The organism is Bacillus sp. N5-665 (assembly GCF_022637375.2).
GTDB classification, from domain to species: domain Bacteria; phylum Bacillota; class Bacilli; order Bacillales; family Bacillaceae_G; genus Bacillus_A; species Bacillus_A wiedmannii.
In genome coordinates this window covers 5059388-5076872 of sequence record NZ_CP093325.1, presented here as the reverse complement: position 1 = coordinate 5076872, position 17485 = coordinate 5059388, and the positions used below count along the sequence as shown (strand labels likewise).

Genomic DNA, 17485 nt, shown 5'->3' with positions numbered 1-17485 from the left:
ACCCGTTTTATTTGTTTCCATTTAATAATCGTAAGCCATTTAAAATGACAAGAATTGTACTTCCTTCATGCCCAATCACACCGAATGGAAGAGCTAAAAATTGCAAGAAGTTTGAACAAATCAGCATTGCAATTACAGCTAGTGAAAAGATTACGTTTTGCTTTACAATACGGTTCATTCGTTTTGATAAGCGGATTGCTTGGGAAAGGCGAGATAATTCGTTTTTCATAAGTACAACGTCTGCAGTCTCTAAAGCTACGTCTGTTCCTTCACCCATTGCTACACCAATGCTGGCAGTAGCGAGTGCAGGAGCATCATTTATACCATCTCCGACCATTGCTACTGTCCCGTATTTTTCTTTTAGCTTTTTAATCGTTTCAACTTTTGTTTCTGGTAAGCATGATGCGTAATATTCCTTTATATTACTTTCAGAGGCAATTGCTTTTGCCGTTTCTTCATTATCTCCAGTAATCATAATTGCTTCGACACCAATGCTTTGTAATTCACGAATAGCAGCTATTGTTTCTTGGCGAAGCGTATCTTTTAAAGCGATAAGTCCAAGAATGCCTCTCTCATCACTAATATAAACGACAGTTTTACCTTCTTTTTCAAGGGAGGCAGAAATACCATTATGAAATGTCTTTGTTTCTTCACCGATAAAATCAGCTTTACCTATTTTATAAGCTTTGTTTTCAAATATTCCTTTGAGTCCAAAACCAGTTACATCTTCAACATTTTCTGGTTTTTTTAATACAATGTCATACGCATGTTGTGCATATTTAACGATAGATTCAGCTAAAGGGTGTGTAGAGTGACTTTCAATTGATGCTGTAATAGAAAGTACTTCTTTTTCTGTCATACTTTCTCGAACATATACATCTGTTACGGTAGGTTTTCCTTCTGTTAATGTTCCTGTTTTATCAAAGGCGATCGCTTTTACTGAAGCGAGGCGTTCTAAATGTATGCCACCTTTAAAGAGAATTCCATTTCTTGCTCCGTTAGAAATTGCAGACAATGTTGCTGGTGTAATGGCAGCAACGAGTGCACAAGGAGATGCGACTACAAGTAAGATCATAGCGCGATAAAACGTTTCATTCCAGCTCCAGTCAAGTAAGAAATGAGGGACGAACATCATAAGCGCAACAACGAGTAGTACACCTTTTACGTATGTTCCTTCAAACTTTTCGATGAATAGTTGTGATGGTGATTTTTCACTTTGTGCACTTTGGACGAGACGGATAATCTTTTGGAATAATGTTTGATCGCTCGGCTTCGTAATTTTAACTTCGATAGCACCGCGTAAATTTACGGTACCGGCAAATACTTCATCGCCATGTTTTTTTTCATTTGGAATAGGTTCTCCAGTAATTGCTGCTTCATCGATATTTGTTTCACCGTTATGAATCGTACCGTCAGCAGGAACGCGCTCACCTGGCTTAATTAAAATAATGTCGTTAATTTGTAATCGTCCAACAGGAACACGTTCTTCGGGTCCATTTGAAATACGTAATGCTTCTTCAGGTTGTAAATCAAGAAGCGCTGAAATTTCTTTTTGACTTTTACTTAATGTATAAGATTCCATCGCACCGCTTAGTGCGAAGATAAAGATTAAAATTGCACCTTCTGCCCAGTAGCCAATGATTGCAGCACCGATAGCAGCAAAGAGCATGAGCATTTCGACATTTAGCTCTTTCTCTTCAATGGTATCTTCAATACCTTCTTTCGCTTTTGCATATCCACCAACTATATAAGCAAGGATATAGCAAGTAATGCCTACATTCATTGCATCGTTCTTTGTGAATAACCAACCAGCTAAAATGAAAATACCAGATGCGATTGCAAATATAAGTTCATGATGTTTCGTTAATGTATCCCATAAAGAGGGATGAGAAATAGACTTTTGTACTTGTAATGTTTTTACTTCTGAGTTCATTACTACTCGCTCCTTCCAAATTCTTATTGAGAAAAAGAATCAAAATCGAAACCCCTATAAAACGACGAAAGCTGCCATCCATAATGGATAGCAGCATTTCTGTTGAATCTGATTTTAATAGTTATTATGTTGTAATTATTCTATAGTATAGCATATGTTTTCGTTAGATGATATGTTTTGTTTGCGTATAAACTGAAAACTTGTGTTTTCACACTTCCTTTGGTATATATGAATATTGTTCATAAAAAGATCGGAAAGGAAGACAACAAGTGAAGACAGAGAAATTTTTTACCCATCCGATTGGCGTACTAATTGCTGCAATAGTAGCGACTTTTTTGTGGGGGAGCGCATTCCCATTTATTAAATTAAGTTATGCTGAACTTGGAATTCAGCCACAAGAAGTTGGGGAGCAAATATTATTTGCTGGTTATCGTTTCTTTTTATCTGGAGTCATGCTCTTATTATTCTTTAAAGTGTTAGGAAAAGATATGAGCTTCAAAAAAGGAACGGGGAAGCAGTTAGTACAAATTGGTTTATTTCAAACATTTCTTCAATATATATGTTTTTATATTGGAATGAGTTATAGTTCTGGTATTGAGGGAGCTATCATTTCAGGAACATCATCATTCTTTCAAATTTTACTCGCTCACTTTTTATATAAAGATGACGCTCTCAATATGAGAAAAATAATTGGGGTCTCTATTGGCTTTTGTGGTGTCATTTTAGTAAATGTACCGAGTGATGGTAGTTTGTCATTCCATTTCGGAATCGGTAGCTTATTACTTCTTAGTGCAGCAATGTTGTATTCATATGGAAACATATTGGCGAAAGAAGGTAGCAAAACATTAGATGTTGGCTATATGACAGCATATCAAATGATTTTTGGTTCTATAGGGCTATTATGTATAGGGGCTTTGCAAGTTGGAGCCATGCCACTTACATTTAGTGTACATGCAATATTTATGCTTCTCTACTTATCTTTCTTATCCGCAGCAGGCTTTTGCATTTGGAATACAATTATGAAGTATAACAAGGTTGGAAAAGTATCAATGTACATGTTCTTTATACCCGTATTTGGTGTGTTATTATCGAGCATGATTTTAGGAGAAGCAATTCATTCATTTGTATTATTCGGTTTGGCATGTGTAGCCGCGGGAATTATCGTGGTGAATCGGACGACAGCTAAGCAGAAAAGGGCGAACGAAAAACAAGTAGCATAGATAACAGGAAAACGATTACAATGGAAGAACAGTACTGTTCTTCTTTTTTTATATAGAAAAAGGATAATAGACTAGGTGTAACGAAAAAAGATACAAAAAGCATTTATTGAGGAGAACATGTTATGAATCTACTTTACATGGTGTTAATTGGACAAATAATTCTTTTTTTAATTGGTGCAATGTACGCAATAGGACAGACAAAAAAAACAAGAAATAATATGCCGTTACCTTTAGCGGTGCGTCTTATTCTTAGTTTTTCTTTAACAGGGAGTGCAATTTGGATATGGTTACAAGATCCATCAGTAGCGTATAGTACGTGGGTTGCACTAGGTATGACGTTATCAACTGTAGGAGATTTATTTATGGCAGGTTTGATTCCAATTGGTCATCGATTAATTGGAGGGATGATTACTTTCGCGCTTGCGCATTGTTTTTATGTAAAAGCATTTTTGCAAACAGGCATCTCATGGAATGGTTTTTGGATTGGTTTACTCGTATACGGGCTCTTTCTAATTATAGGATGGTACTTCTTTATACGAAATGATAAACAAGATAAATTGTTTACGATAGGAGCTCTAATTTACGGATTGTGGGTTGGAGGAATGGCTTGCTTTGCATTCGCCCTATACTATGAGAATACAGGAATATGGTGGATACCGGCTTTTGGTGGTTTACTATTTGTGATTTCTGATTTTATTATAGGTGTGACAGATATTGGAGGGCGCAAATTAAAGTATGAACCACTTTGGATTTGGTTTACATATGTAGCGGCTCAAATGTGTATTGTATATGTGGGAATATAAAAAGATACTCTCAAAAATAGTGGATAGACTATTTTGAGAGTATCTTTTTTTGTTACTATGCTACGATGTTTTTTTGTTGTAGGGCAGAAAGGCTATATTCATCAGCTGCTTTATAACCTTGAGCTAATAAATCATTGATGTAAAGCTTGTTGTAAATAAAGCAGAAGACTAGGTTAGAGAATCCGAACGTAAACATGCTAGCGATTAAAATAATTAAAAACCATTTCCAATCTCCACGGAATATAGCAGGGAAGAAACCAAAGAAAAATACAGTCCAACTAAAACCAATTTTTGCTTGTTTAATTTGGCCGGTATTTTCATTTTTAAGCATAACTTTCATAGAAAAAGTCCTCTTAAGTAAATAAAAATATAAAATAATATATTTTTGAATATTATTATTTAAAAGTTTGTAATATTAAAATTTTATAATTCAGAATTTTATGGAAATTACACAGTTGAAGTCCTTATAATAAAAGTAAAAAGATGATGAGATGGTGGAATGATGCAAAAGAAAAAACGTTGGCGTGAATTCTTTGGAACAATTGCAATTGCATGTTTGTTAGTGTTTTTAGCGAAAATTTTTGTGTTTTTTCCTACGACTGTAAAAGGAGCGTCCATGAAGCCGACGTTACAAGATGGGGATAAGCTGATTGTTAATAAGTTAGCAAAGCAGTTTGAAAGTTATGGGAGAGAAGATATTATTGTTGTGAAGACGGATAATTTTTATGTGAAAAGGGTTATTGGTTTGCCTGGCGATGTAATCGAGGTGAGAAATGATCAATTATATGTGAATCATGAAGTGACACAGGAAGCTTATTTGTATAGTAATAAAAAACAAGCTGAAAAAAAACTTATGAATTTAACAGAGGACTTTGGACCGATTACAGTTCCTAAAAATAAGATTTTTGTTATGGGAGATAATCGCCTAATAAGCAGAGATAGTAGAAATGGTTTGGGACTTATTGATAGAGAAGATGTATTAGGAGAATTAGCGGCAATTTATTATCCATTTGAACATATGAAAATAATGAATTAAAGTAAAAAACCAAGCAAACTGAAATTTGCTTGGTTTTTTATGTTAAATCGTAGGAGACTCATTAAATTCATAGACGTCTTCATTGCTTTTGTTTGTACTTAAAACGAATTTGTGCTGCAATAGTTGCAGTTTAAAGAATGCTAACGGATCGTGATAAGTTTCTGGGTTGCTTCTTAATGTTGTTAATGTTTGCTCGTCTTCCTGTATTTCAAGTTGAGCTGCTTCTACATTTTGTTTCAATATGCTAAGTGGATCTTTAAAGAACATCATGATATCTCGTTCTAATGCGCCTTCAAATACTTCAAATTGAAGGAAGAATTGTTTTGAGATTGTTTGAGCAATTTCCGTATAGTCTTCCGTTTCAATGTATTGTTTATATTTGTTTGCGAGCATAGACTGATTTTTTTGCATGTTACCAAATAGTTTTCCCGCACTCTTTAAGAAAAATTGTGTCGGTGTAAAGCGTAATAAAATATTGATGTTCGTTACTGTAATTCTATTTGTCATGCGTACAACATCTCGATGCCAATCATCTAGTAATTTGAAATCACAAGGAAGTTTCATGCGTTCTTCTTTATATAATTTATTAAACGTTTCACTCATTTCATCTAAATAAGATTGAGCTTGAATAAATTCATTATGAGCTGTTTCAATCCACTCTTGAATAGAACCAGTAAATTTAGGAAGAAGTACTTGTTGTACATGTTTTTGAACTCGTTCGTTCATCGCAGTATTTAATTCTTCATGAACTAATTTGAAGTCGCTATCTTCTTGAACAAGGTCAGAACAACTCTGTAATAATTCAGGGATTTGAGAATGGATATCTCGTGTGATTTCTTCTTTCGTTAAAAGATAAGATTCTGTAATAGAACGAATTTTATCTTTTTCAAGGGCAGTAAGGTTGTTAATAAATCCATTTAATTTAACTGAGATATGTTTATTCCAGCGTACTGATTTCACTAATGTATTTTCTAACTCCACACGTTCATTTACAAGGTATGCGATTGTCTTTTGAGTAAACCATATTAGTTTTTCTATACGTTCTTGTTCCATGTTACGTTCTGCCAAATTAGAAAGAATAGACTCTGTCACGTCCCCAAGTTGCTGGCTACTCTCTTGTGAAGGAGAGTATGGGAAGAACTGTGCATTTGGGAAATGGACTTTAATCTTACTCATTAGTTTTTCATTATTGGTCGTATTATTTGTGTGTAATACGAAATGAATTTGTAAATTTGGCACTTGTTCCCGTAAATAAAGTAATGTATCAAGTTCTTCACCATGTAATGGTGAAGCAGAATTTAATACGTAAATAAGGCTATCTGCTGCTTGTAAGTATTCAAAATATGAGCTGTTTTTATCCACTTGCCCTTGAACAGGTGGCGTAACAAGAAATGCAAATTTATTTTTTCTTAAAAATCTACTTGGTAACTTAATTTCTATACATTTTTTCTCAAGTTCTGATCCGGAAGGTGTAGCCATTCTTTGATGGAATTCATCAAAGTTAGGTATATTGTGTACATCTAACGCAGTGAATTCTGTTATTTCAGTTTGGCTATCATCTTTAAATAGAATAGGAGTTGTTACAGTCTCAGTTAAGATGTTCTCTCCTAGTATTGAATTGATGAATGATGATTTATCCTGGTTACTAGTTCCCGCTATTAGTAATTGTGTAACATTTAAATCACACAGTTCGTGAACGAGTAACGTAAATTGATGACTTAAATCCACATCGTTTTTTTCAGCCCATACAGCAATTGTTTCGAATAAATGAGAAACTGTTTCCATATTTACATTTGTTTCAGCTGTTGAATTAGAAAGTAGGGCTCCAGCACTTTTTACGAGTAATGACTCTAAAGTTGTAGGTGAAACTTCATTCCATGCTAACACTGCAGCAGAGACAAATAGGGCATCTTTTGCTTGCGTTAAACTAAACCAATTGGTTAATAAATCTGGTACAAGTCCCTGCATTTCATGCATGAAATGCTCACCAGTAATTAACTCAAAGTACGTATCTTGATAGCGTTCAACAATTTCATGCCAATCGTCATTGTTGTCTGTTTCAATATGTAAGAATAAATGATTTATTGTTTGAATCCAAGGTAGATGTAAGTTTTCATTTTGATAGCTGTTCCAAAGCGCAATAACAAGTTCTTTAAATTGGACTTGATCAATTGCATATAAAGCTTTTAAAGATTCATAGAAATATTCTGGTTTGATTCGTTTCGTGAATCCTTGATTCACATAATTGATTAAAGTATCGAACCAGTGTAACGATTTTGTTCGAATTCCTTCTTGAACGGCAAGTTCGATAGCATTATTCCAATCTTCTTGTTTTTCATAGAATGAGCGAGCAATTGCAGTGATATTAGGATAGTCAGGTTGAAATGCAACAGCCTCACTAATCGTCTTAAATGCTAGACCTAAACGATCTTGTTCGATGTAAAGAGAAAGAAGTTGTAAGGAAACTTCCATTGTAAGAGTTGTATCTTCCGTTTGAATAGATTGATAAATCTCTTCTGCTTTTGGCAAGAATCCTAGTTCAAAATAAGAATCCGCAATATTTTTGGTTGCCCAAAGTGCAAGTTCGTTATTTACTTTTTCCCATTTAAATATCGCTGCTTCAAAGTCTTTATTTTGGTAATAAAATTCACCTTGGGCAAAGCGGATATTAGAAATGTTGGAGAATTCATTTGTAGATTCATTTATATATGCTTCACCGAGTACTTCTGATACTGGAGTAGAAGTTTCTTCTGTTAAAAATGTTTTATAGTAAACCTTTTGGATAAATTGATTTTCAATGGTCATGTTCGTTCCCCCTGTATAATTTAGAAAAATGATGTTGTATGTAAAGGGTGTATGTTCTTTTAATAGGTAGAAGTTGCATTATATCGACCAAACTATGTTTTTGCTAGATATATCATTTTTCCTGAGAGTTAAACCGTTGCGAAAAGTAACTTTCCTTTATTGTAACAAAAAAACAAGCATATGAATTTTTATTTTTTAATCCGGCTATTTGCGGGTAGTAAGACTAGCGCTTCAAAAATCGGTGAATACAAGGGAAGTAGGCGGGAGTCGGGCGCACAATTGGTGTGTGCTAAAAATTAGTGAGGATGAGCAAATCACCACTGATTAATGGTTCACTTTCTTCCTGCTAAAGGAATGGATAGAAGTAGAGTTCATTATAAAAACAATGTATAGTGAATATGTATACCATGTTTGTCTGAAAGATAGAAAGGGCACAATGTGGAATAACGATCGTGCATAGGATGTGTTTTCCAAATGGAACAACATATTGGCGAGTTAATCGCGCATTATGGGTATTTTGGAATTATTATAGCGTTGGCCGGTGGAATTGTTGGATTACCGATACCAGACGAGTTTTTATTGACCTTCGTTGGTTATAACGTTTCTAAAGGAGTTATGTCAGGAACTGCTGCTTTTTTAAGCGGGATGGCTGGTGCGATGTTAGGTATTACATTAAGCTACATATTAGGTTTAAAACTTGGACTTCCTGTTTTAAAAAAATATGGGCCGAAGATTAGAATTAAAGAACATCACATTGAAAAAACGCATATTTTATTTGAAAAGTATGGCCCCTTTCTTTTAATGATTGGTTACTTTATTCCGGGAGTACGTCATTTAACAGCATATTTTGCTGGGATGTCGAATTTAACACTTTGGCGTTTTTGTTTGTATGCTTACGGTGGTGCGCTTATTTGGATAAGTGTTTTTATTGGACTTGGCTGGAAGTTAGGAGAGAAATGGCGTTTCGTTGAGTATAGTTTACATCATTATGGAATATGGATTTTATTCATTTCAGTAATTGTTATATGTATTGTATGGTTTTACATAAAGAAAAAGAAAAACCGCTAATAGCGGTTTTTTTAGCTGAAAGCAATAAATAATACACCAGCTGTAATAAAGACTACACCAACGCCAGTCATAAAGTTTAATTTTTCACCGAGTATAATCATCGCGAGAATGATAGAAAATACGACGCTTAATTTATCGACAGGAGCCACTTGTGAAACTTTCCCTGTTTTGAGGGCAAGAAAATAAAATAGCCATGACGAAGCACCTGCAACCCCACTTAATGTGATAAAGAGCAGTGCTTTTTTATTTAGCAGTACGTCGCCAATATTTTGAAATTTACCTTGGATAATAATAACGCCTACCATAAATAATGCCATAATAATAGAACGAACCGTTGTTGCAACATTGGCATCGATTCCATCTAAACCAATCTTTCCGAAAATAGATACAAGGGCAGCAGCAATTGCTGATAATAGTGCGAATAAGAGCCATGAACTCATAGTAAAATTCCTCCAATCTTACATTATTATACATGAAAACCATTCTCATGTATAAAGTGAAACTTTAATGAGTGGGATTTTACCGCCCCGCAAATAACGAAATAATCCCCACCTTATATTGCTAATAAGGTGGGGATTATTATACTACTCTGCAATTTCCTCATACAAAAAGTACGTTACATTATAAATATGTTCTACTTCATCGTCTGTCATAAACAATAATTCATCACGCTCAATCCCTTTTTTCTTTTCAATAAACTCAATCATGTTTTTACGTTCTTCTCTTTTCATCAATTTTATTTCTCCTCTCAATCTGTTTTAATACAGTGTATTTAAGTTACTGCTATTATATAACAGAATCTTTAGAAAGTTCCACCTATTTTATTGTTTTTTTCAGAAGAACTTTTCGACAAAACAAGCCCACCTAAAGGGGGCTTGTTTTATTTTATAGTCGTAAAAACTCAGGCTCCGTCGTACCAGCACCATCGATGTAATAAATTGTGTCGGGATTGATTTTTATTAATACGTAATTAGGGTCTTCAGGACCAAGTAACCAGCGTTTTAAGCTATTATTCCAAAACTTGTTTTTTAATGTGGAGTCTTCCTCGATGGAAGCTAAGCCTTCAACTTCAATATAATCTTCATCTAATTTTTTTCCTTCACGTCCAAGTAGTACATGTACATTTGGATTGTTTTCGATATCTGTTATCTTTTTTGATTTCCGATCTGTTGCAACATATAACACAAAATCTTCGTGGAAAAACATCATAAAGGTACTATGAGGTTTATTTTCACGTACAGTAGATAATACACCAGTTCGTTGACCGCAAATAATAGTTTCAATTTTTTCTTTTAAATGCATGCTTTTAGCCCCTGTTCATAATTTATTGTTTTCTCCGTTTAAACAAGATAATTTAAATATCTTTCATACTGTTTTCTTCAATCCGATTTTTTAAACGTAATTGTGATGAAATCGGACAAGTTAGGAGAAGAATAATAATAATATCGAGGAGAAATACATACGATGGAAGGATGAAAAGCATGTTTAATAAAATATTTCTTATAGTAGCACTGATCGGGGTACCACTTTCTGTACTTGGAAAAATGCTTCATTGGCCTCAAACAATTATGTTCGCTGTGTATTGTATTACTATTATCGCATTAGCGGGTTTTATGGGGAGAGCGACAGAAAGTTTGGCGATTGTCTCGGGACCTAGAATAGGCGGATTATTAAATGCTACTTTCGGTAATGCTGTTGAACTAATCATTTCGATTTTTGCACTTCAGGCAGGATTAATTGAAGTGGTGTTAGCCTCATTAACGGGTTCTGTACTTGGAAATTTATTATTAGTAGGAGGGCTATCCTTCTTTGTAGGAGGGCTTAAATACAAAAGACAAAGTTTTAATGTGTATGATGCAAGGCATAATTCAGCTTTATTAATCTTTGCTGTAGTAGTAGCTTTTGTTATTCCAGAGATTTTTTCAATGAAGATGGATGCTGGAAAGACCTATCAATTAAGTATTGGTGTTTCTATCATTATGATTATTATGTACCTTGCTGCACTGCTATTTAAGCTCGTTACGCATCGTGGTGTATATCAACATAAAACGGATGAAGTAGCTCATGAGGAAGAACCAGAGTGGTCGAAAGGTAAAGCGCTACTTATTTTAGCAATAGCGACAATTGCGGTAGCTTATGTGTCAGAGGCGCTTGTGCATACATTTGAGACAGTTGCAAAATCATTTGGTTGGTCAGAATTATTTATAGGGGTTATTATCGTTGCAATTGTTGGGAATGCAGCGGAACATGCATCTGCAATTATTATGGCGTATAAAAATAAAGTAAATATTGCAGTTGAAATTGCAATAGGTTCTACGTTACAAATTGCCATGTTTGTTGCTCCTGTATTAGTACTGCTTTCTATGTTCTTTGCACAAAGGATGCCTTTAGTATTTACAATACCAGAACTTGTTTCTATGATTACAGCTGTTTTCTTAACGATTGCGATTTCAAATGATGGAGATACAAATTGGTTTGAAGGCGGTACTTTATTAGCGGCGTATGTCATTATGGGAATTGGTTTTTATTTATTATGAAAAATAGGCATAACAATTGTATTGAGAGAAAACAATAAACAAAGTAGTATATATACCTTTACGTAGGAAGGAGCCAGACAGGTGAAACGAGTATACAGCATATGTCTTTCAACTATGGTCTCGTTTATTCTATTATTTCCTAACATGAGTTTTGCAAAGACAACGGTAGAAACAAAAATGCCTTCATCTGTTTTAAATATTTCTAAAGACAATACGTTTCCAAATGATGCGCAAGATTTGCCGCGCTTACAACCGAGTAAGTTTGCTCAAGAACTATTGAAAACAGCAAATATTAAAATTGAAAATCCGGACTTAATTCGAATGTTTAATGAAACGACAATTTCGAATGCGCCGCTTGCGGTAGGGTACCGAGCAAAGATTTATTTAGGTCAATGGGCTTTGAATTATGAATCGGTTGAGACATCGATTAATTGGGAATATAAACAAGTAAATCGCAATGTGTACGATAATCGCGGAGGAGATCGCTTATATCCGCTACGCTATAAGCAAGAAACGCAAAAGACGGTTGAAGGTGATTTAACAGCAGATATGAAAAATACTGCGGATGTGAAAAAAATGATGCTTCTCAAAGCACTTGAAAAAGTACAATTGCCGCTTTCATTTAAAACGACCATTGGTTATGGTACTGGACATGAGCGTGTGTATAATATTAGTCCGAGTCAACTTGGATATTTATACGCTTATACACCAGCAGTAAATGAAAAAGGAAAAGTAACATTTGGAGAAGTGTATCTTGTGTTAAAGGGAAATCAAAAAAGGCTTGTTGTAAAAAATATTACTTCTCAAGGAATTGGAGCGGCGATTCCAATTCATGATCATTTGTATTTTAAATTCATTTCATCTTCTCACTCGCAATAATATGAAAAAACGTCAGCTTATAAGCTGACGTTTTTATTTATCCTGCTATTTGTGGGCAATTGGTTCAACTAATAATCAGTGGGGAATGAACAAAACCTCCACTGATTAAAGTTGAACTTTAAAATGTTATGTTTGCTGTTTTTGATAAGAAATCTTCTGTCGGATAGTAGCTATTTTTTACAAGAACATTTGGTCCAAGGCATTTTACTGCAGGACAGTGACAGCTTAATGATTGTGCTGTTTTTGAAGCACTCCATTTGTCATACGCTTCTTGTAGTGTGTTTGTTTGTACGTTACCTAGAAGGGGAACGTCACCGAAATCAGTTACAATAATATTTCCATCGAAAATGTTGACGTTTAAACGAGAACGACCATCTGGATCGTTACGAACTGTTACATTTTTGCTTTCTTGTAATTTCTTAAATGTGGCGATGTCTCGCTCATCATCGCTACAAGCGTAGAAAGGTAAAGTTCCAAATAACATCCATACATTTTCATCGCGAATTTCTAGTAAATGCTCAATTGCATCACGAATTTCAGCTTTTGTTAAAATTTCTAGATTGCTCGCAAAATCACTCGGATACATCGGGTGAACTTCATGACGTTTACAGCCCATCTCTTCGACAATTTGACGATGAATATGTTCAATATGTGGTAGAGTTCTTTTGTTTAACATCGTTTCAGCTGATACGAGTACACCTGCATCTGATAGAGCTTTACTATTTGTAATCATTCGTTCAAATAATTTTGCACGTTGTTCATAAGTAGGTTTACGTTCCATCATTGCAAATCCACCTTCAACGAAGTCATCAATTGTTCCCCAGTTATGGGATATATGCAATACGTCTAAATAAGGAATAATTTGTTCGTAACGTGCTAAATCTATAGTTAAGTTTGAGTTGATTTGAGTGCGAACGCCTCGTTCATGGGCGTATTTTAAGAGTGGTGTTACATAGTTGTCGACGGATTTCTTTGAAAGCATTGGTTCTCCGCCAGTAATACTTAAAGAACGTAAATGAGGAATCTCATCTAATCGTTTTAATAAAAGCTCCATCGGAAGCGGATTTGGATCTTTCGGCTGTAATGTGTAACCAACAGCACAATGCTCGCAACGCATATTGCATAACGTTGTCGTTGTAAACTCAACGTTTGTTAATAGTAGTTTGCCGTACTCTTCAAGGTCCATATACGCTTCCCATGGATCGTAAGAAGGAGTAATCGGCTTCATTTTTTGTGATATCGTCATATGAAATACTCCTTTGACTATTGAAATAACAATTTGTCCATTCTCTATAATAGAAGAATATGTACTTTTTATAAAGTGAAACTTTTTTGTGAAAAAAGAGAGAGGGCTTACATTTGAATGAATGACTGTGACAAAATTGATGAAATTTCATGCCCATAGCAATCATTTTTGCGGTATAATAAAAGCAACTCGAATTAAAAGGAGAGTGCCTTCATGGGAAAAGCAATTGAAGATAAAGATTCACAACTAGTATATTTAAAAGAACGTTTAAATATGTTCATTGAAGTAATTGATACAATTGAACCTGAAGAAGTAGAGTTAGAGGATGTAGATCGTCTTCTTGCGATGTTAGATGAATTAGAATTAAAATGTGAGCAATTTAAAAAAGACGAATAATATATTAAAAAGGCTGCCAATGCAAAATTGGCAGCCTTTTTCTGTATGGATAATAGAAGGACGGTAGAAAAAAAGGTATAATCAAGTTGTGAAAAATTTCATTTATGCTTTAATAGCGTGAAACAAATAAAAAGCTGAAGAGCATAACAATGGAATTTTCAGCTCATAACGTTTTGGTAGCGTTCACAATTGAGGGGGAAGTAACAATGGAAAAGCTTCAAGAAAGCATGTATCAACTAATTGTTGAAACGTCAACGAACTTACCGAAAGATGTTCGTCGTGCGATTCAACAAGCGAAAGAACGAGAAAATTCAGGGACTCGTTCTGCGATGGCACTTGGCACAATTACGAATAATATTAAAATGGCTGATGATAACATCTCGCCAATTTGCCAAGATACAGGGATGCCAACGTTTAAAATTTATACACCAGTTGGTGTGAATCAATTAAAGTTGAAGGAAGCTATCTATAATGCGCTTGAGCGGGCGACAAAAGATGGTAAACTTCGTCCCAATTCTGTTGATTCTCTTTTTGGAGACAATAGTGGAAATAATTTAGGACCAGGTACACCGGTTATTAAGTTTGAACAATGGGAAAAAGATTATATTGATGCACGCTTAATTCTAAAGGGTGGTGGCTGTGAGAATAAAAATATACAGTATAGCTTACCGTGTGAATTAGAAGGACTTGGACGCGCTGGTCGTGATTTAGAAGGAATTCGTAAATGCCTTCTTCATGCTGTATATCAAGCGCAAGGTCAAGGTTGTAGTGCAGGTGTAATTGGTGTTGGTATCGGGGGAGACCGCACATCAGGTTACGAATTAGCAAAAAATCAATTATTCCGTACATTAGATGATGTCAATCCAGTACCAGAGTTACAAAAACTTGAAGAGTACGTATTAGAAAATGCGAATAAGCTTGGCATTGGTACGATGGGATTTGGCGGAGAAACGACTTTACTTGGTTGTAAAATTGGCGTGTATAATCGTCTGCCCGCTAGTTTCTACGTATCTGTTGCGTATAATTGCTGGGCATATCGCCGCCTTGGCGTAACAATCGATCCTGAAACAGGTGAAATTATGGACTGGCTATATCAAGAAGGTGAGGATACACTTCAGCAAGAAGCGCAAGAAAAAATAGAGCAACGTGAGATCGTATTACAAGCACCAATTACAGAAGAGCAAATTCGTGAACTTCGCGTTGGTGATGTTGTAACAATTAATGGCATGATGTATACAGGTCGTGACGCAATCCATAAGCATTTAATGGATAACGATTGTCCAGTAGATTTAAAAGGACAAGTTATTTATCACTGTGGTCCAGTTGTCGTGAAAGATGAAAATGAAAACTGGCAAATTAAAGCGGCAGGTCCAACGACGAGTATTCGTGAAGAACCGTACCAAGGCGATATTATGAAGAAATTCGGTATTCGCGCTGTCATTGGAAAAGGTGGTATGGGTGCAAAAACATTAGCGGCTTTAGAAGAGCACGGTGGTGTATATTTAAATGCAATTGGCGGTGCAGCGCAATATTATGCTGAATGTATTAAAGAAGTAAAAGATGTTGATTTCTTACAATTTGGTATTCCAGAGGCAATGTGGCATTTACGTATCGAAGGATTTAAAGCAGTTGTAACGATGGATTCTCATGGTAATAGCTTACATGCAGATGTTGATAAAACATCACTTGAAAAATTAGCTAGCTTTAAAGAGCCAGTATTTAAGTAAACAAAAATGCATCTCGAATGATTCGAGATGCATTTTTTTGGTATATATAGAAAAACATGTTCAGCATGAAAGAATGCACGGCAACAGAAACTACAAGTACGATTATATATGGAAAGGAGACTATTTATGAAATATAAATGGTTATATATCGGTCTCATTTTTTCAATTATGATGGCACTTGTTCCAGTTTCAGCATTAGCTTATACAAATACTCCACATAACTGGGGAATCCCGCGTCCTAAAAATGAAACAGTACCAGATGCAGGAAAGTTATATACAGATTTACTACAAAAAAATGGTGGGTTTTATTTAGGGGATACAAAGAAAAAAGATATTTATTTAACATTCGATAATGGGTACGAGAATGGATACACAGGGAAAATCTTAGATGTATTAAAAGAGAAAAAAGTACCGGCAACTTTCTTTGTAACGGGTCATTATATTAAAACACAAAAAGATTTGTTATTAAGAATGAAGGATGAAGGACATATTATTGGAAACCATTCGTGGAGTCATCCTGATTTTACAACGGTAAATGATGCGAAACTTCGTGAAGAATTAACGAGTGTAACGGAAGAGATTAAAAAAGTAACTGGGCAAAAAGAAGTAAAATATGTACGTCCGCCGCGCGGCGTATTTAGTGAAAGAACATTGGCTCTTACGAAAGAAATGGGCTATTATAATGTATTTTGGTCACTTGCATTTTTGGATTGGAAAGTGGACGAGCAAAGAGGATGGCAATATGCACATAATAATGTAATGACGATGATTCATCCAGGATCTGTTTTATTACTTCATGCAATATCAAAAGATAATGCAGAAGCACTTGCGAAAATCATTGATGATTTGCGCGAGAAAGGGTATCATTTTAAAAGTCTAGATGACTTAGTAAAAAGCAATCAACCGTAAGCATGTATGCTTGCGGTTTTCTCATGCTATAATGATGTGTAAAAAGGATGGGGACACGTATGTGGAGCGAACATGTTACGTTAGAGTATCCGTATCATTTTGAAGAAGTATTAAAACGTTTATCTTTTGATCCTCTTAACGTCATTCAATTAGATGAGAAAGTCATTTATGTCCCGCTTTGTATAGACGAGGAACAGATTGTTGTTCGCTTGCAAGGGATTGGTACTGTTCAAAATCCACAGTTTTGGATCTCTAGTCAGGCAGGAGATCAAGAGAAAGTCATGAAACGAATGAGGGCCATTTTTCATTGGAATGAACCGTTTCAAGATATACAAAATCATTTTTTAAACACATCATTACGTCCACTATTTGAAACATATGCTTATACTCCAATTATTTTAGAGTTTGATTATTTTGCTTGTCTTCTTCGCTGTATCATTCATCAACAAATAAATTTGAAATTTGCTACTGTGTTAACAGAACAGTTTGTGAAACGATATGGAACAGAGAAGAACGGTGTATTCTTTTTCCCCACTCCAAAAATAGTAGCAAATATTTCAATAGAAGAATTGAGAGAGCAGAAGTTTAGTCAGCGAAAGGCTGAATATATAGTAGGGTTAGGTCGAAGTATTGTCAGCGGTACATTAAATTTAGCGAGTATAGAAACCAGGGCGGATGAAGAGGTTTCCGCACAATTGTTACCAATTAGGGGGATTGGTACATGGACAGTGCAAAATTTTTTAATGTTTGGGCTTGGACGGAAAAATATGTTTCCGAAAGCGGACATTGGGATTCAGCGTGCAGTGCAAGGCGTATTTCAATTAGATGATAAACCTGATGATGCATTTTTAGAAAAAGTGAAACAAGAGTGTGAACCATACTGCAGTTATGCAGCGTTATATTTATGGAAAAGTATAGAGTAGAGG

General features: G+C 35.1%; 17 protein-coding genes. 10 read left to right on the top strand and 7 right to left on the bottom strand.

Features of this window, described 5'->3' with window-relative positions; genetic code table 11:
• Positions 1 to 7 precede the first annotated feature (7 nt).
• A complete protein-coding gene (locus MNO09_RS28650) occupies positions 8 to 1933 on the bottom strand; it encodes a heavy metal translocating P-type ATPase (protein ID WP_001083800.1) in 1926 nt (641 codons plus the stop codon).
• A 269-nt stretch (positions 1934 to 2202) separates the two neighbouring features.
• Between MNO09_RS28650 and MNO09_RS28645 the strand changes: the two genes are divergently transcribed.
• Positions 2203 to 3153, top strand: a complete 951-nt coding sequence (locus MNO09_RS28645; RefSeq protein ID WP_000845721.1) for a DMT family transporter — start codon at positions 2203 to 2205, stop codon at positions 3151 to 3153.
• A 122-nt stretch (positions 3154 to 3275) separates the two neighbouring features.
• Complete coding sequence (locus MNO09_RS28640; RefSeq protein ID WP_001051062.1) at positions 3276 to 3956, top strand: lysoplasmalogenase; 681 nt, start codon at positions 3276 to 3278, stop codon at positions 3954 to 3956.
• Positions 3957 to 4011: 55 nt separating this feature from the next.
• Here the strand turns inward: MNO09_RS28640 and MNO09_RS28635 are convergent, their stop codons facing one another.
• A complete protein-coding gene (locus MNO09_RS28635) occupies positions 4012 to 4296 on the bottom strand; it encodes a hypothetical protein (protein ID WP_000867040.1) in 285 nt (94 codons plus the stop codon).
• 159 nt (positions 4297 to 4455) lie between these two features.
• Between MNO09_RS28635 and lepB the strand changes: the two genes are divergently transcribed.
• Positions 4456 to 4992: a signal peptidase I gene (gene lepB / locus MNO09_RS28630; protein WP_000983304.1), complete on the top strand. Its 537-nt coding sequence runs from the start codon at positions 4456 to 4458 to the stop codon at positions 4990 to 4992.
• A gap of 42 nt (positions 4993 to 5034) precedes the next feature.
• Here lepB and MNO09_RS28625 read toward each other — a convergent pair whose 3' ends face one another.
• Positions 5035 to 7797, bottom strand: a complete 2763-nt coding sequence (locus tag MNO09_RS28625) for a tetratricopeptide repeat protein (protein ID WP_000151444.1) — start codon at positions 7795 to 7797, stop codon at positions 5035 to 5037.
• Positions 7798 to 8271: 474 nt separating this feature from the next.
• Between MNO09_RS28625 and MNO09_RS28620 the strand changes: the two genes are divergently transcribed.
• Positions 8272 to 8865 (top strand): DedA family protein, encoded by a 594-nt coding sequence (locus MNO09_RS28620; RefSeq protein ID WP_000434862.1) that lies wholly within the window; start codon positions 8272 to 8274, stop codon positions 8863 to 8865.
• A gap of 11 nt (positions 8866 to 8876) precedes the next feature.
• Here MNO09_RS28620 and MNO09_RS28615 read toward each other — a convergent pair whose 3' ends face one another.
• The 3 genes from MNO09_RS28615 to MNO09_RS28605 form a co-directional block, all read right to left on the bottom strand.
• The gene (locus MNO09_RS28615; protein WP_000100307.1) at positions 8877 to 9305 is read right to left on the bottom strand and encodes an EamA family transporter; all 429 of its coding nucleotides are present in this window, start codon (positions 9303 to 9305) and stop codon (positions 8877 to 8879) included.
• A gap of 144 nt (positions 9306 to 9449) precedes the next feature.
• Complete coding sequence (locus MNO09_RS28610; RefSeq protein ID WP_000977681.1) at positions 9450 to 9599, bottom strand: BH0509 family protein; 150 nt, start codon at positions 9597 to 9599, stop codon at positions 9450 to 9452.
• A 151-nt stretch (positions 9600 to 9750) separates the two neighbouring features.
• Complete coding sequence (locus MNO09_RS28605) at positions 9751 to 10167, bottom strand: pyridoxamine 5'-phosphate oxidase family protein (RefSeq protein WP_000550224.1); 417 nt, start codon at positions 10165 to 10167, stop codon at positions 9751 to 9753.
• Positions 10168 to 10346: 179 nt separating this feature from the next.
• On the opposite strand from MNO09_RS28605, the gene cax reads away from it, so the two are divergent.
• Positions 10347 to 11402 carry a calcium/proton exchanger gene (cax, locus tag MNO09_RS28600; RefSeq protein ID WP_000482130.1) on the top strand — a complete coding sequence of 352 codons (1056 nt, stop codon included), beginning with the start codon at positions 10347 to 10349 and terminating at the stop codon, positions 11400 to 11402.
• Between the two features lie 81 nt (positions 11403 to 11483).
• Entirely contained in the window at positions 11484 to 12281 is a 798-nt protein-coding gene (locus MNO09_RS28595) for a YfkD famly protein (RefSeq protein ID WP_002096879.1), read from the top strand.
• A gap of 118 nt (positions 12282 to 12399) precedes the next feature.
• On the opposite strand, the gene yfkAB is transcribed toward MNO09_RS28595, so the two are convergent.
• Positions 12400 to 13527, bottom strand: coding sequence for a radical SAM/CxCxxxxC motif protein YfkAB (gene yfkAB, locus MNO09_RS28590; protein ID WP_000156029.1), 1128 nt, complete (start codon positions 13525 to 13527; stop codon positions 12400 to 12402).
• Positions 13528 to 13740: 213 nt separating this feature from the next.
• Between yfkAB and MNO09_RS28585 the strand changes: the two genes are divergently transcribed.
• The 4 genes from MNO09_RS28585 (at position 13741) to MNO09_RS28570 (ending at position 17482) form a co-directional block, all read left to right on the top strand.
• Positions 13741 to 13923 (top strand): SE1561 family protein, encoded by a 183-nt coding sequence (locus MNO09_RS28585; protein ID WP_000513547.1) that lies wholly within the window; start codon positions 13741 to 13743, stop codon positions 13921 to 13923.
• A gap of 206 nt (positions 13924 to 14129) precedes the next feature.
• On the top strand, positions 14130 to 15650 hold the full coding sequence (gene fumA / locus MNO09_RS28580; protein ID WP_000413534.1) for a class I fumarate hydratase: 1521 nt from the start codon (positions 14130 to 14132) through the stop codon (positions 15648 to 15650).
• A gap of 126 nt (positions 15651 to 15776) precedes the next feature.
• Entirely contained in the window at positions 15777 to 16559 is a 783-nt protein-coding gene (gene pdaA / locus MNO09_RS28575) for a delta-lactam-biosynthetic de-N-acetylase (protein ID WP_000875958.1), read from the top strand.
• Positions 16560 to 16618: 59 nt separating this feature from the next.
• The gene (locus MNO09_RS28570) at positions 16619 to 17482 is read left to right on the top strand and encodes a DNA-3-methyladenine glycosylase family protein (protein ID WP_088106805.1); all 864 of its coding nucleotides are present in this window, start codon (positions 16619 to 16621) and stop codon (positions 17480 to 17482) included.
• The last annotated feature ends 3 nt before the right edge of the window (positions 17483 to 17485 follow it).